The 14,357-nt window shown below is 39.5% G+C and carries 9 protein-coding genes; 4 read left to right on the forward strand and 5 right to left on the reverse strand.

What is annotated here, in order from left to right:
* Positions 1-3 precede the first annotated feature (3 nt).
* Entirely contained in the window at positions 4-2,112 is a 2,109-nt protein-coding gene (gene ppk1 / locus RI557_RS02920; protein WP_310681998.1) for a polyphosphate kinase 1, read from the forward strand.
* A gap of 15 nt (positions 2,113-2,127) precedes the next feature.
* Positions 2,128-2,997, forward strand: a complete 870-nt coding sequence (locus tag RI557_RS02925) for an exopolyphosphatase (protein ID WP_310682001.1) — start codon at positions 2,128-2,130, stop codon at positions 2,995-2,997.
* A gap of 34 nt (positions 2,998-3,031) precedes the next feature.
* Here the strand turns inward: RI557_RS02925 and RI557_RS02930 are convergent, their stop codons facing one another.
* The 4 genes from RI557_RS02930 to RI557_RS02945 form a co-directional block, all read right to left on the reverse strand.
* Positions 3,032-3,415 (reverse strand): hypothetical protein, encoded by a 384-nt coding sequence (locus tag RI557_RS02930; protein WP_310682003.1) that lies wholly within the window; start codon positions 3,413-3,415, stop codon positions 3,032-3,034.
* Complete coding sequence (locus RI557_RS02935) at positions 3,412-7,677, reverse strand: ATP-binding protein (protein WP_310682007.1); 4,266 nt, start codon at positions 7,675-7,677, stop codon at positions 3,412-3,414. The genes RI557_RS02930 and RI557_RS02935 overlap by 4 nt, the downstream gene beginning before the upstream one ends.
* A gap of 181 nt (positions 7,678-7,858) precedes the next feature.
* Complete coding sequence (gene purB / locus RI557_RS02940) at positions 7,859-9,220, reverse strand: adenylosuccinate lyase (protein WP_310682009.1); 1,362 nt, start codon at positions 9,218-9,220, stop codon at positions 7,859-7,861.
* A gap of 31 nt (positions 9,221-9,251) precedes the next feature.
* Positions 9,252-10,694: an HD domain-containing protein gene (locus RI557_RS02945; RefSeq protein WP_310682012.1), complete on the reverse strand. Its 1,443-nt coding sequence runs from the start codon at positions 10,692-10,694 to the stop codon at positions 9,252-9,254.
* Between the two features lie 431 nt (positions 10,695-11,125).
* Between RI557_RS02945 and accC the strand changes: the two genes are divergently transcribed.
* On the forward strand, positions 11,126-12,619 hold the full coding sequence (accC, locus tag RI557_RS02950; RefSeq protein ID WP_310666879.1) for an acetyl-CoA carboxylase biotin carboxylase subunit: 1,494 nt from the start codon (positions 11,126-11,128) through the stop codon (positions 12,617-12,619).
* A 98-nt stretch (positions 12,620-12,717) separates the two neighbouring features.
* Positions 12,718-13,647 (forward strand): DUF6340 family protein, encoded by a 930-nt coding sequence (locus tag RI557_RS02955; protein ID WP_310682014.1) that lies wholly within the window; start codon positions 12,718-12,720, stop codon positions 13,645-13,647.
* Here RI557_RS02955 and RI557_RS02960 read toward each other — a convergent pair.
* Positions 13,630-14,352 carry a class I SAM-dependent methyltransferase gene (locus tag RI557_RS02960; protein WP_310666881.1) on the reverse strand — a complete coding sequence of 241 codons (723 nt, stop codon included), beginning with the start codon at positions 14,350-14,352 and terminating at the stop codon, positions 13,630-13,632. The genes RI557_RS02955 and RI557_RS02960 overlap by 18 nt on opposite strands.
* Positions 14,353-14,357 lie beyond the last annotated feature (5 nt).

Raw genomic sequence — 14,357 nt, forward strand, 5'->3', positions numbered from 1 at the left:
GTTATGCTTGAAGTTTTAGAATACATTCAACGGAATAAAGTAGATGATGAAATCCACATTATCAATAGAGAAATAAGTTGGTTGGCATTTAATGCGCGTGTTTTGCAAGAGGCTGAAGATCCCTCAAATCCATTGTTGGAGAGAGTGAGATTTCTCGGTATTTTCTCTAATAATCTCGATGAGTTCTTCAGGGTACGTGTAGCTACCGTCAAAAGAATGGTAACGTTAAAAAAGTACCTGAAGGAAATTATCATGGAAAACCCAAAAGAGCTGCTAGCAAAAATCCAGGATACAGTCCTTTCCCAGCAAAAAGATTTCCAACGAATTTACAGCGATATCATCAATGAGTTAAAAGAAGAGGGAATTAACCTCGTGAATGAGGAACAGCTTTCAGAAGATCAGGGAGCTTACGTAAAAGAATACTTTCACCAGCATGTTTATCCCGCTTTGGTTCCCATTATGCTCGATGATACAAATCGTTTTCCAACTCTTCGAGATGCTTCAATCTACCTCGCTATTAAACTCTCAAAGAGCTCTGATAAAAAAGATGTTCAGTACTCGATTTTAGAAGTTCCATCTTCAGTTTTGCCGCGGTTCTTAGTGATTCCAAGCATCAGTAATAAGCGCTACATTATTATTTTAGATGATATTATTCGCTACTGCTTGCGAGAGATTTACGCAATCCTAAACTATGATGTCATTGAAGCTTACACGATTAAAATTACGCGTGATGCTGAACTCGATTTAGACAGCGATGTGTCAAAGAGCTTTTTGGAAAAAATGAAAAAGAGTCTCAAAAAGCGTAAAAAAGCTGAGGCTGTTAGGTTCATTTATGACCGAAACATGCCTAAAGATCTTTTATCATATCTGATGAACAGTTTGGACCTTGATAAAAACGATAACATTATTCCCGGGGGCCGATACCACAATTTTAAAGACTTCATGAAGTTTCCGCATTTTGATAGCGGACAACTACAATACGATGATGTTAAGCCTCTACTTCACAAAGATCTTCAGCCTTATCAAAGCATATTAGATGTGATAAGAAAGAAGGATGTTTTGCTTCATTATCCGTATCAAACATTCAATTATTTTATTTCCCTGTTGAGAGAAGCCGCAATCGATCCTAAGGTACGCTCTATCAAAATCACGGTTTACCGGTTGGCAAAACGATCAAAAGTGGTCAATGCATTGATCAACGCGGCAAAGAACGGTAAAAGAGTAACGGTAATATTGGAGCTTCAGGCTCGTTTTGATGAAGAAGCAAACATCAAGTGGTCTGGAGTATTGAGAGACGAGGGAGTAAAAGTGTTGTTTGGAATGCCCGGACTCAAAATTCACAGTAAGCTGTGCTTGATCGAGCGCGAGTCTGAGAAGGGAACGCGCTTCTATTCGAGCATCGGGACAGGAAATTACAACGAGAATACGGCCGAGCTATACAGTGATCTTGCGCTGTTCACCTCGAAGCAAAAAATCACTCGTGAAATCGATGAGGTTTTCAACTTTCTTGAAGGGGAGGAAAGTAATATTCAGAACCTAAAACACATCGTACCATCACCGATGACCTTGCGGGGTAAACTCCGGGATCTGATCGATATAGAAATCAAGAATGCTAAAAAGGAAAAAGAGGCTTACATCACTTTGAAGATGAATAGTCTGGTTGATCCTGAGCTCATTCACAAACTGTACGAGGCCAGTGAAGCAGGAGTTAAAATTAGACTAAACGTGAGAGGAATTTGTTCGCTTGTCGCGGGCAGAAAAGGTTATAGTGAAAATATTGAAGCCATTAGTATTCTTGATCGTTTTCTGGAACATTCTCGAGTTTTTATCTTCGCCAATGGAGGTGATGAAAAAATATTTATTTCATCTGCCGATTGGATGGGCCGAAATTTAGATGGTAGGGTGGAAGTAACATGTCCTATTTACGATAGTGAAATTAGAAAGGAAGTAAACGATTTCATTGATATACAGTGGAATGATAATGTGAAAGCACGCATACTTGACGGAACGTTGAAAAACAAATTGCGAAAGCGAGAAGAAAAGGACAAACCAATTCGGTCACAATTCGAGTTGTACAAATACTACAAAGGTAAGCTTAAGGAGGGTAGATAGTTGATATACAAGAAATTGGCGGCAATTGACATCGGTTCAAATGCGATTAGACTTTTAATTTGCAGTGTAATAGGAAACCCCAAAGACCACAACTACAAAAAGGTTGCTTTAATCAGGCTTCCCATCAGGATGGGGAAAGAGGCCTTTGTGGAAGGAAATATCAGTAAAGAAACTCAGGAACGATTCCTCGATGGAATGAAAGCGTACTCTTATCTGATGAAAGTTCACAATGTGGAGTCATTTAAAGCTTGTGCAACATCAGCAATGCGAGAAGCGACAAATGGTTCTTCAATTGCTGAAAGAGTGAGAGAGGAAACGGGGATCGACATTGAGATCATAGATGGTAAACGCGAGGCAGAAATTATCTTTAATGGTCACTTCAGAGAAAATATTGATGAAGATTCAAACTACGTTTATGTAGATGTTGGTGGCGGAAGTACTGAAATCAGTATTTTATCGAACAGTGAAATTTACGATGCTAAATCTTTTAACCTTGGTACATTACGCTTATTAAACGGTCTTTCCTCTGATGCAGACTGGAAAGAAATGAAATCCTGGATCAAGGAAAAAACCAGTCATTTGAATCATGTTGAAATGATCGGATCCGGTGGGAATATCAACAAAATATACAAGCTCACTGATAAAAAATACCCGAGGCCACTCCTGTATCACGAGTTAAAAATCACCCGCCAGTCGCTCAGTAAAATGAGTTATGAGGAAAGAATGCAAAATCTCAGGTTAAACCCTGATAGGGCAGATGTGATTGTACCGGCAAGTGATATTTATTTCAACGCTATGAAATGGAGCGATAGCAGTATTATGCACGTTCCCAAAATCGGGCTGGCTGATGGGATGATCATCATGCAAAATGAAATCAATGAGTAGAAAACGGGACTTTGATTAATGAGGGCTCTGACCGTTATTCTTCGAGTTTTATCATGACTCCTTTTTTCATTTCACCATTGACCATTCCCTGCCATTCGTACTTGTTGTCTTTTGAGCGCAAGATGGTAACAACCATGCTGTCGCCAATGCTCATTGACGTTCCTTCAGGATGATTTGTTTTGACCAACTTTGCGCTGTAAGTGCAGCTATCGATCCAGTTGATGGAATATTCATCGATGAAATCTTCGCCTGATTTTTGGCTGTATTCCTTTTGAGTTGTTTCGGTTCTTAGAATGCGTACCTTGCTTTTTTCACTAAATGAAAACTCACCGGTTTTGAACTTTGAACAATTTACGGTGTCGTTGTTTTGGCAACTAAGTAATGACAGAGCAGCTAATCCAATAAGTACTTTTTTCATTCTTCTCCATTTATAATTCTGCTTCCCCACTTATTGATATTGGTTTTTACCAGTTCCATATCAATCGGTTTTGGGAGGTAATCATCCATTCCAACATTTAGGCATTTTTCTTTATCACCTTTCATTGCATTTGCAGTCATAGCAACAATTATTGGTTGGTGATCGTTTTCGTCTCTAATTTTTGTGGTGGTTTCATAGCCATCGAGCTCAGGCATTTGGCAATCCATGTAAATAAGATCGTAATTGATTCTATCGAGTGCCTGAATAACTTCAATTCCATTTGCTGCCAAATCACAATCATAGCCGAGTTTACCCAAAATCATATTGATGAGTTTTTGGTTCACAAGATTGTCTTCAGCAACGAGAATTTTAAGTGGGTACACCTCAGCGAGAAGGTCTGTTTCCTGTTGAACTGGTTTTGCTTTTTGATGCAACGCGGTAAACGCTTTATCAATTGAAGTGGCTGAAATTTCTTCAAGATGTGTTAAAACAGCCTTTGACTCATACTCTCGTTTTATAGTATCACCACTTGAGTTATATAGAATAAGGTAAGTGATATCATTGGTCAGATCCAGAAATGTAGTTGCGTAGGTCTCGTCATCAGTAATGAGAAGCCCATTACGTGATGGATTGACTGCATTTTTGAGATCATCAATCTTTTCATAGCTGAGTTGTAAAGAGTCTAAAGCGTCCAAAATTTTATCCTGGGCGCTCTTGTCTTTTAGTTGAACATAGATGCTTGAAAATAAACTAAAGTGGTTGTTTTGGATTTGAGTTTTATTGACTTTCTGTAGCTCAATGTTAAACTGGAATGTAGAGCCTTCTTCAAAAATGCTGCTAACCCAAATTTCACCGTTCATTAATTCAACAAGCTTCTTGCTGATGGCTAGTCCAAGTCCCGTTCCTCCAAACCTCCTTGTCGTGCTCGCATCAACTTGCTTAAATGGCTGGAAGAGCTGGTTGACTTTATCAGGCTTAATTCCAATTCCTGTATCCTTAACAGCAAAGTTGAGAATTGCCTTATGGTTTTTATCACTTACCAGTTTAATATCAACTGTTACTCTTCCATCTCGTGTAAATTTAACAGCATTACTCAGCAAGTTGAGAAGTACTTGTCTCAGTTTAGTTTCATCACCATTAGCATAAAGAGGAACACGCTGATTAATGTGGTATTCTAGCTTTACATTTTTTTGTTTAGCATGGCTTTGTACCAGTCCGATGGCATCACGAACACACTTGTCAATTCTAAAATCTTGCTCTTCAAGCTCCATATTGCCACTTTCAGCTTTGGAGTAATCCAGTATATCATTGATGATAGTCAAAAGTGTTTGACCGCTAATTCTAATATTTTCAATGTACTCCTGTTGTTCATTATTTACTGGAGTATTTTTCAACAAGCTGGTCATCCCGATGACGGCATTCATGGGAGTACGAATTTCATGACTCATGGTAGCTAAAAACTCACTCTTTGACTGTGCCGCTTTCTCAGCCATATCTCTTGCTTCTCTAAGCTCTCGCTCGCGCAGTTTATTTTTCGTAATATCTTTTGTAAAACCTACAATGCCAGTCACTTTTCCATCTTTTAAAATGGGATAATATGAGACTTCATTAATCCTAAAGCGCTTCTTCGATTTTGATTCTACTTCAGCTCTTACAGGTTTTCCCTGTAGGGCTTGTTCAAAATAAGGTTTCCAAAAGTTGTGTATTTCCTCGTTACTGTATTTAAAGATATTCTCACCCTGCTTGAGTCTCTTTTGGTATTTTTTGAAGTGAACATTGAGGTAGTTTTCATTAGCAACGAGAAGTTTAAAGTCATTATCGACACACCAAATGAGCTGGTCAGTGTTTTCGATGACGGCTTGTAAGTTTGCTCTACTCGATTGTAATTCCTCAGTTTGTTGATTGATTTTTTCCTGCATGTAGCGCTCTCTGTTCTTGCTGTTCTTCCTGAGGATAATCACGATAAGAACCGAAATTCCAATTACAACGAGGAGTAGTATCAATATGTAGTCTGCCTGTTGCCACCAGGGAGCCTGAACGGAAAAAGAAAGTTGAGTTTTATTGGGCTCTACATTTTTGGCGAAAAGGTGTCTGGTTCTGACTAATAGTGTGTAATCACCGGGAGGGAATGAGGTGAAAGATAATTTGAAATCATCAGGAACGGGTAGCCAAACATCATCGTAGCCTTCAACCTTATATTCGACTATTCTGTTTTTTTGAAATGAAAAAGATGGGGATGATAGTTGTACCTGAAAGCGGTAAAAATCATTACTCAAATTGAGTGGTTTACCTGAGTTTTTAATTTTATTGCCATCTACAATGATATCATCGATCAAAACTTTGGGCATTGGCAAAATAGGGATATCGTCAGGGTTGAATTTAACCAGTCCGTTGAAAGTAGGGAATAGTAGATTTCCCTTGTTGTCTATGGTTCCGCTTTGTTGAAAACCACCATTGAACTCGATTGATTCAAGTCCGGCTGAGTGACCAAAATAAGAGCAGTGAATGCGGTCCGTTTTATTGTAGATGAAATCGTATAGCTCCTTTTTGTCTATACTGTAAAGCCCCAGGTTACAAGTGATCCAAAATCGGCCTTTGTGCAATATTATAGTAGAAGCTACCTCGTTAAAAAGCCCGTCTTTTATGGTGATGTTTTTAGTAATTGAATCGTTGTGAAAAACAATTCCGCCACCGTAAGTACCAATTAAGTAGTTGTTTTGTTCATCGATGAATACATCTCTGGTGTGGTTGACCTGGAGAGCATTATTGGTGGTTAATCTTTCGATGTTTTTGTTCTTTTTAATAATGAAAACCCCTTTATTTGTCGTACTAACAACGATATTTCCTTTCTTATCCTGATGAATAGCTGTTACGGTGGAGTTTATGAGTTCGTTGTTGTAAGGAGCAATTTGCTCAAGAGATCCGTCATCTTCATGGTATTTTAGCAATCCGTGAGATGTGCCGAGGTAAACTGAGCTGTCAATTTCGGTAATTGCTTTAACAATTCTACCTTCCAGCTTTTCGAAAAAATACTCTTTTGATCCATCATTATTAACTTTTATGGCTCCTTCTGTAGCTAGCCCAAACCACTTGTTTCGTCTGCTATCTATAAATATTGCAAATATACAGTCGTATTGATGACCATATCCATCGTTGTGAAGACATGATATGTTTTCGATTGTACCATCCTTTTTAATGAGATCATACCCAGTGCATCTTCCTCCAAGGTATATGTTTTCGTTTACACTGTCATAAAAAACAGGGTTGACGATTTTGCCTAAAAGTCCGTTTTCAGTATTGTAAGTTTTAAAAAAAGTAGGAGTGAGTTTGTTTACCCCATTGATAATGGATCCTACCCATATATTCCCCTCTTTGTCTTTATAAACTGAACGTACAATATTGTCACTTAGTCCATCACTATTAGTAATTGTGCGGATTGAGCCGTTTTTTAAGTTTATTTTCCTGAGGCCCTTTGATGTTGTTTGCCAGAGATGATTACCATCTAGCATCAGTTCATTTGAAACGCTAGCATCTGTTTTATTTGGTATTTTTTTTATGACTTTGTCATCTTTTATTAGCAAGATATCTAGTGCTGTATTAACAAAAACAGTATCATTTCGAGAGATAACATCAAGCGCAATTATTTTTTGTTGGTTAAATTCAATTGCTCTTTTTTCTTTATCAATAACATAAAGCTGTTTTTCAGTAGCCAGATAAAACTTGTTTTGTTGAGTAATTGTAGCTCCCAGTATTCGTCTGTCATCATTTAAATTGACGAGAGTCTTCTTTTGTCCATCTTTAAAAGACCTCAATTTTTCAAACTCATTGAAAATAAGTCCGTATTCTTTCGTGAAACTAATTGTGTTTGTATTAACTGAGTTTACTTCAACAGGGGTATTGATTATTGAATCGTAGTTTATTATTTTAATCAAACAACCAACACTTGAAAATGCGTAGATGTCATTCCCCTTACCGTTTACGATAGATTCAAAGCGATTACACTTTAAATTTGGATAAGTTTTAGAATTATAAGTTGTGAAATTTACACCATCAAACCTTACGATTCCATTGTAGGTGGCCATCCAAATGTTCCCTACAGAATCCTGCGTGATATCGTTTACGCTATTTTGAGGCAGGCCGTTGAGGCTATTCCAGTATTTTATGTAATAGTCCTGGTTCTGACCAAGCCCTGTCGAGTAACAAACGAAACAGAAAATAACAATGGTCAGTAAATACTTCCCCCAGTTTAGTAACTTAACCATCGGTTAGCTCATTGTGGTTTTGAGGCCTAATTTAAAGGATGAGTTTGTATTAATTCACAATTCACCCTATTTTCATTTAAAATTTTTGATAGATCGAAATTCTATTTCCTGAAAATATTATTGGTATATGCTCTTTCGTTGCCGAATTTGAGCGCTTTAAGAGCTAAAAACGAAAGTTTTATTATCCTTTCACAAGGTTTATACCTGTGTAGTTTTGAGGAGTGATAGACTTGAGCTCTTCCTTTACATCATTTGTTACATCGAGCGTGTCAATAAACTCGCGAATACTCTCACTTGTAATGACGCTGTTTTTCCTGGTCAGATCCTTGAGCGCCTCATACGGTTTTGGGAATTGCTCTCTTCTCAGTATCGTTTGAATTGCTTCGGCCACAACTGCCCAGTTTTGTTCCAGATCTGCTGCGATTTTTTCTTCGTTGATCACGAGCTTACTCAGCCCTTTTGCAGTAGCCTTGAGTGCGATAGCTGTATGAGCAACCGGAACACCAACATTGCGTAGAACAGTAGAATCGGTAAGATCTCGTTGCAAGCGCGAAACAGGAAGTTTTGCAGCTAAATGCTCATAAACAGCATTTGCAATACCTATGTTTCCTTCGCTGTTTTCAAAGTCTATTGGGTTTACTTTATGTGGCATCGCACTGGATCCAACTTCGCCTTTTTTGATCTTTTGCTTGAAGTAGTCCATCGAGATGTAAGTCCAAACATCTCTGTCGAGATCGAGCACGATGTTGTTCAATCTTTTAAGCGCATCAAAAGTAGCGGCCAAATTATCATAGTGTTCAATTTGGGTTGTTGTTTGGCTTCTGCTCAAGCCGAGCGATTCATTCACGAAATTGTTTGCAAAAGCAACCCAGTCAGTTTCTGGATAAGCCACCTGATGAGCATTGAAGTTACCAGTAGCTCCGCCAAATTTAGCTGAAAAAGGAATATTTTTCAGTTGGTTGAGTTGAATGGTAAGTCGCTCGCTAAATACCTGTAGCTCTTTGCCAAGGTTGGTTGGTGATGCCGGCTGACCATGTGTACGAGCCAGCATTGGTATTTCTTTCCATTTAGCAGCTAACTCGTCAACTTGCTTGATGAGTTGTTCAAATTGCGGAATCGTTTCTTCCTGCAAAGCGTGCATCAAGCTCATCGGGACAGCAGTGTTGTTGATGTCCTGTGATGTGAGTCCAAAATGAACAAACTCCAGGAAATCACCTAATCCTTCTTTTTCCATCACATCTTTGATGAAATATTCTGTTGCTTTTACATCGTGATTAGTGATAGCCTCGTGGTCTTTGATCTTTTGAGCATCCTGCGGACTAAAATTCCTGTAAAGATTTCTCAGCGTTTCATATTGATCTTTTGGAAAGTTCTTCAATTGCGGCAAAGGCAATTCGCACAGTGCGATAAAATACTCCACTTCAACCCAAACACGGTATTTGAAAAGCGCGTATTCTGAGAAGTAATCAGCGAGTTGTTTCGTTTTACCAGCGTAGCGTCCATCAATAGGTGAAATTGCCAGGAGTGAATGATTTATTTCCATTTTGTATGAATTAAGTGCTCAAATATCGTTTTTAATTTTTTCGGTCAGAGCCCGCTAAAAGCCCCATTTCCATAGCTTGCTGATCGAGGAATTCGATTGCCTGGTCGTAATCATTTTGGATTTGACCATCAAGTATAGCCTCTTTCACAGCATTTTTCAACTTCCCGATTTCTTTACCGGGTTGCAAGTTATACCGTTTGATAATTTCTTTTCCGTCAATCGGTGGCTGGAAATTGCGAACATGATCCTTTTCTTCAACTTCTTTGAGTTTCTTTCGCACTACTTTGAAGTTGTTGAGGTAGCGTTTTTTTCGTTTTTCACTTTTTGTGGTAACATCAGCTTCGCACAGTGTCATCAAGTCTTCCACATCGTTCCCGGCATCGTAAAGTAAGCGCCTCACGCCAGAGTCGGTCGCTTTTTCAGTCGCTAAAACGATGGGTCTTGAAGATAAGGCCACGAGTTTTTTTACGTACTTCATTTTATCATCGAGCGGTAACTTGAGTCGTTTGAAAATCTTTGGAACCATTTTCGATCCCACAAATTCGTGACCGTGGAATGTCCACCCGATGTTCTTGTCAAAGCGTTTAGTAACCGGCTTACCGATGTCGTGCAAAAGAGCCGCGTATCGCAACCACAGATTATCAGTTTCACGAGAAATGTTGTCGACAACCTCTAAAGTGTGGTAGAAGTTTTCTTTGTGTGTTTGTCCGTCAATTTCCTCAACTCCCGATAATGCGACAAGCTCAGGAAAAAAGATTTCCAGCAGACCTGTTTTGTACAAAAGTTCCAATCCAACAGATGGTTGATCGCTCATTAATATTTTATTGAGTTCAGTTGAAATGCGTTCTTTACTAATGATCTTTATACGATTCTTGTTTTTGGCAATCGCCTCATAAGAATCAGTATCGATTTTAAAGTTGAGTTGAGAAGCAAATCTGATGGCTCGCATCATACGTAGCGGGTCATCAGAATAGGTTTTGCCAGGAGCGAGTGGTGTTCTGATAGTTTTGTTCTCGAGATCTTTTAGACCTTCAAAAGGGTCATAGATCTTTCCCCAATCGTCTTGATTGAGCCCAATGCTCAGGGCGTTTATGGTGAAGTCACGCCTGTTTTGATCGTCCTGTAAGGTTCCATCTTCAACGACAGGCTTGCGCGAGTTTCTGCTGTACGACTCTCTTCTAGCACCAACAAATTCAACCTCGTAATCATCAAATTTGATCATGGCCGTACCAAAGTTTTTGAATTGAGAAACTTCAGTGAATCTTTTGCTTTTTTTGGCTACTGCTTTTGCGAGTTCAATTCCACTACCTACTGTAACAATATCAATATCTTTTGACGGTCTCTCGAGAAGCAGGTCACGAACCCAGCCTCCAATCACATAGGCCGGTTGACCTATTTCTTCAGCCGCTTTGGCAATGAATCCAAACAGGGGAAGTTCGAGTTGAGACGTAAAGTTTTTTTTGATTGAGCCCATGAATGTTCGTTATCGGTTACTCGCGCTAAATGGGCTGGCAAAGGTACTATTTTATTCAGTGGTTTATGATAATGTTGTTGGTTGAATATTTTGACTGAGAATTTGTCTAAAAAAGAAAGGGAGCTGATACAGCTCCCTTAACCTAACAAACTAAACCACTGAAAATTAATCAATCTAACCCCTAAAACGAATTAAAGGCCTTTTTGAATAGATTCAAATGTGCTACATTATTTACAAAATCATTATCAATCATTATTCAATGGTTTTAAAATCATGAATGTAATGTTAAGCTAATGTTATGAATAAATTCTTTCTCGTTGTAGAGTTTAATTAATTGTTGTTTTCAAATTGAATATCGAACTCGTATTTTAGCGCCTTATTAATGTGTAAAGTTGAATTCTACTCAAACCATCGAAAATAAACTTGAATAGATGAATAAAATACTCGTAGCAAATAGAGGAGAGATTGCTTTGCGTGTAATGCGCACTTGCAAAGAAATGGGAATTAAAACGGTGGCTATATTTTCAGAAGCCGATCGCAATGCGCCTTTTGTGCAATTTGCTGATCAATCGGTTTGTATTGGTCCGCCACCATCAAATGAATCTTATTTGAAGATTGATGAGATTATCGAGTTGGCCAAAGAATTAAATGTTGACGGAATACATCCTGGTTATGGGTTTTTATCTGAAAATCCTGAGTTTGTCAATGCAGTTGAAAAAGCCGGATTGACTTTCATCGGTCCTTCTGCCGAAGCAATGAAAGTCATGGGCTCAAAATTAGCAGCCAAGGCAGCAGTTAAGAAATATGATATTCCGCTCGTTCCCGGGACTGACGAAGCTGTAGATGATATTGAAGAAGCGAAAAAGATTGCCGGTGAAATCGGCTTTCCTATTTTGATCAAAGCCTCTGCCGGAGGTGGCGGAAAGGGAATGCGTATCGTGGAAGACGAAAATGAATTTGAATCGCAATTAAAAATGGCTGTCAGCGAGGCTGAAAGTTCATTTGGTGATGGCTCAGTTTTCATCGAACGATATGTTAAAGGTCCGCGTCATATTGAAATTCAGGTTTTGGCTGATAAACACGGAAATTATCGACATTTATTTGAGCGCGAATGTAGCATTCAACGCAGGCACCAAAAAGTTATTGAGGAAGCACCATCTGCGGTTCTGACCGATGCCAAAAGAGAAGAAATGGGGCAGTGCGCAATCGATGTGGCAAAGTCTTGTGATTATGTGGGTGCCGGAACTGTTGAGTTTCTTTACGATGCTAACGATAACTTCTACTTCCTTGAAATGAATACGCGTTTGCAGGTTGAACACCCTGTCACTGAATTGATAACAGGTGTTGATCTCGTGAGAGAGCAAATTAACATTGCACGTGGTGAAAAGGTTAGTTTTGAGCAGGATGAACTCTCAATTCACGGACACGCTTTGGAAGCTCGTGTTTACGCTGAGGACCCTATGAATAACTTCTTGCCTGATATAGGAAAGTTGCTGACTTACCGGTCTCCTGAAGGTCCCGGAATTCGAGTTGATGATGGTTTCGTGGAAGGAATGGAAATTCCAATTTATTACGATCCCATGATCAGTAAGTTGAGCGTTCACGCAAGAACACGCGATGAAGCAATTGATCGCCTTGTGAGGGCTATTGATGAATACCGTATTTCAGGGGTGACCACAACAATGGAATTCTGTAAATATGCTGTTCAACATAAAGCTTTCCGCTCAGGAAATTTTGATACGCATTTTGTGAAAGAGCACTGGAATCCTGAAGAATTCGAGCAACAGTCAGAACCGGCTATTGAAAAAGTTGCGGCAATATTCGGGACGCGAGCAGCTATTGAAAACAGGCGTAAATCTACCGTTACCGCTGAAAATGATGATCCATCAGTATCAAAATGGAAAACAAATCGATTGCGTAAATGAGGCTTTTTACGTGTTTAGCGGTTTGTCTTTTTTTATTTGGTAGTTGCGCTACAACAAAATTGGAAATTGAGGTGCTTCACCCGCCCCAAACGGGGTTGGTGGAGCCACCACAACCAATGGCGCTCTTCAATAATATTGATAGTGAGTTCGCGCTTACCGAGCTCTACAGAAATGGTACTTTCATCGAGCAAATCAATGCTCAAAACAATTACATTCAACATTACACTTTAGTAGGAATAAGTAAAGCTTTTAAAGAGGTTAATTATTACACACCTCAAATTGCAGATTCCTTCAAAGTGAATCCGCTCAGCAGAATGAAAAGCGGTCCCTTGCCCGGTAAAGCTCTGGAAGCGATCTTCGATAAGATAGATGCTGATTTGCTTCTTGTTCTTGAAGGTTATGATGCTTCAATTGATGCAAACGGACAGGTAACATACAGCGCACCGGTTGATCGTTCATACGGTACGGTTCGGGTTCCGTATTTTGATGGTTCACAAACGGTTAGTATGACCGTGTTTTTTAGAGTTTACAACCGAAACGGAGAAGTGCTCTCTCAAAGCCAGGTGAGTGATCAATTGACGAGCATGGCATCGGGAGCGTCACTTCAGGAAGTTCATTTTAATATGCCTGATGAAGCTTCAATGCTGGAACAAACGGCTCTGTTTGTTGGGAGCAACATTGCCAAAATGGTGAGTTTGCATTGGAAAGATGTGCAGCGAACGATGTACTTATATGGAAATGACAAGCTCGTTGAAGCAGGAAACTTAGCGATAAAAGGCGACTGGCCGCAGGCTACTGACCTTTGGTTTGATTTGGCCGGCTCTGACCGTGATAAAATTGCAGAGAAGGCGAGTTACAATATGGCGCTTGCGAGCGAAATGGCCGGAGATTTGGATTTGGCTATCACCTGGGCTGAGCGCTGCGTTGAAAACTACGATTCGCGTTTAGCCAGGTCTTACTTGCAGGTGTTGAAGCAGCGGAGTAAGGATCTGGAATCTTTTAAACCTTATTTAAGCTCTAAAGATTAATTTGGCGAGGTAGTGGTTTTTACCTTCAGTGTCTAAAATGTCACAGGTAAAGCCGTTCTTTTTGGCGTATTGACAAAGTGTGCGAAAGTCAATGAAAAGCCATGGGAAAGGTTTCCCGGTTTCACCCTTGTATTTCATCGTGTACTCAATTTCTCCGTAATAGTCTTTGCTGTTGTCAATCCTGATACTTTCATCTTGCTCAGTGTACATGTATTCAATATCAGTGGAGTCGAGGATGATTTGCCCACCTGGGTGTAGCATTTTTTTCGCTTTTTCAAAAAACTCAGTGAGGCGGTTGATTTTACCAACAATTCCAATTCCGTTCATGAGTAGCAGAAGTGTATCGTAGCGTTCTCCTTCGATATCGAAAAAATCCATTTGTCGGCATTTTTCAACACCCAGGTAGCGCATGACTTTGAATGCTTTTTCAGATCGGTCAATGGCTCTTACCTCAAAGCCCTGCTCCTGCAAAATAAGTGAATGAACACCGGCTCCGGCTCCAATGTCGAGTACTTTTCCCTCACAGTATTTGAGCGCAGTTTTCTCTAAATCGGGCAAGCTGTTGTAATCCCTGAAAAAATAGTCGATCGGGTAGGGGTCAGTATGGTCGAGATCATTGCTCACTTCAACATCCTCAGGCTCCCTGTTATGGAGAAAATCCATCAGAGCTTTTCCTAAAATATCGTTGTTTTCTTCATTTTGCATGAACG

The organism is Salibacter sp. (assembly GCF_031581065.1).
GTDB lineage: Bacteria > Bacteroidota > Bacteroidia > Flavobacteriales_G > Salibacteraceae > Salibacter.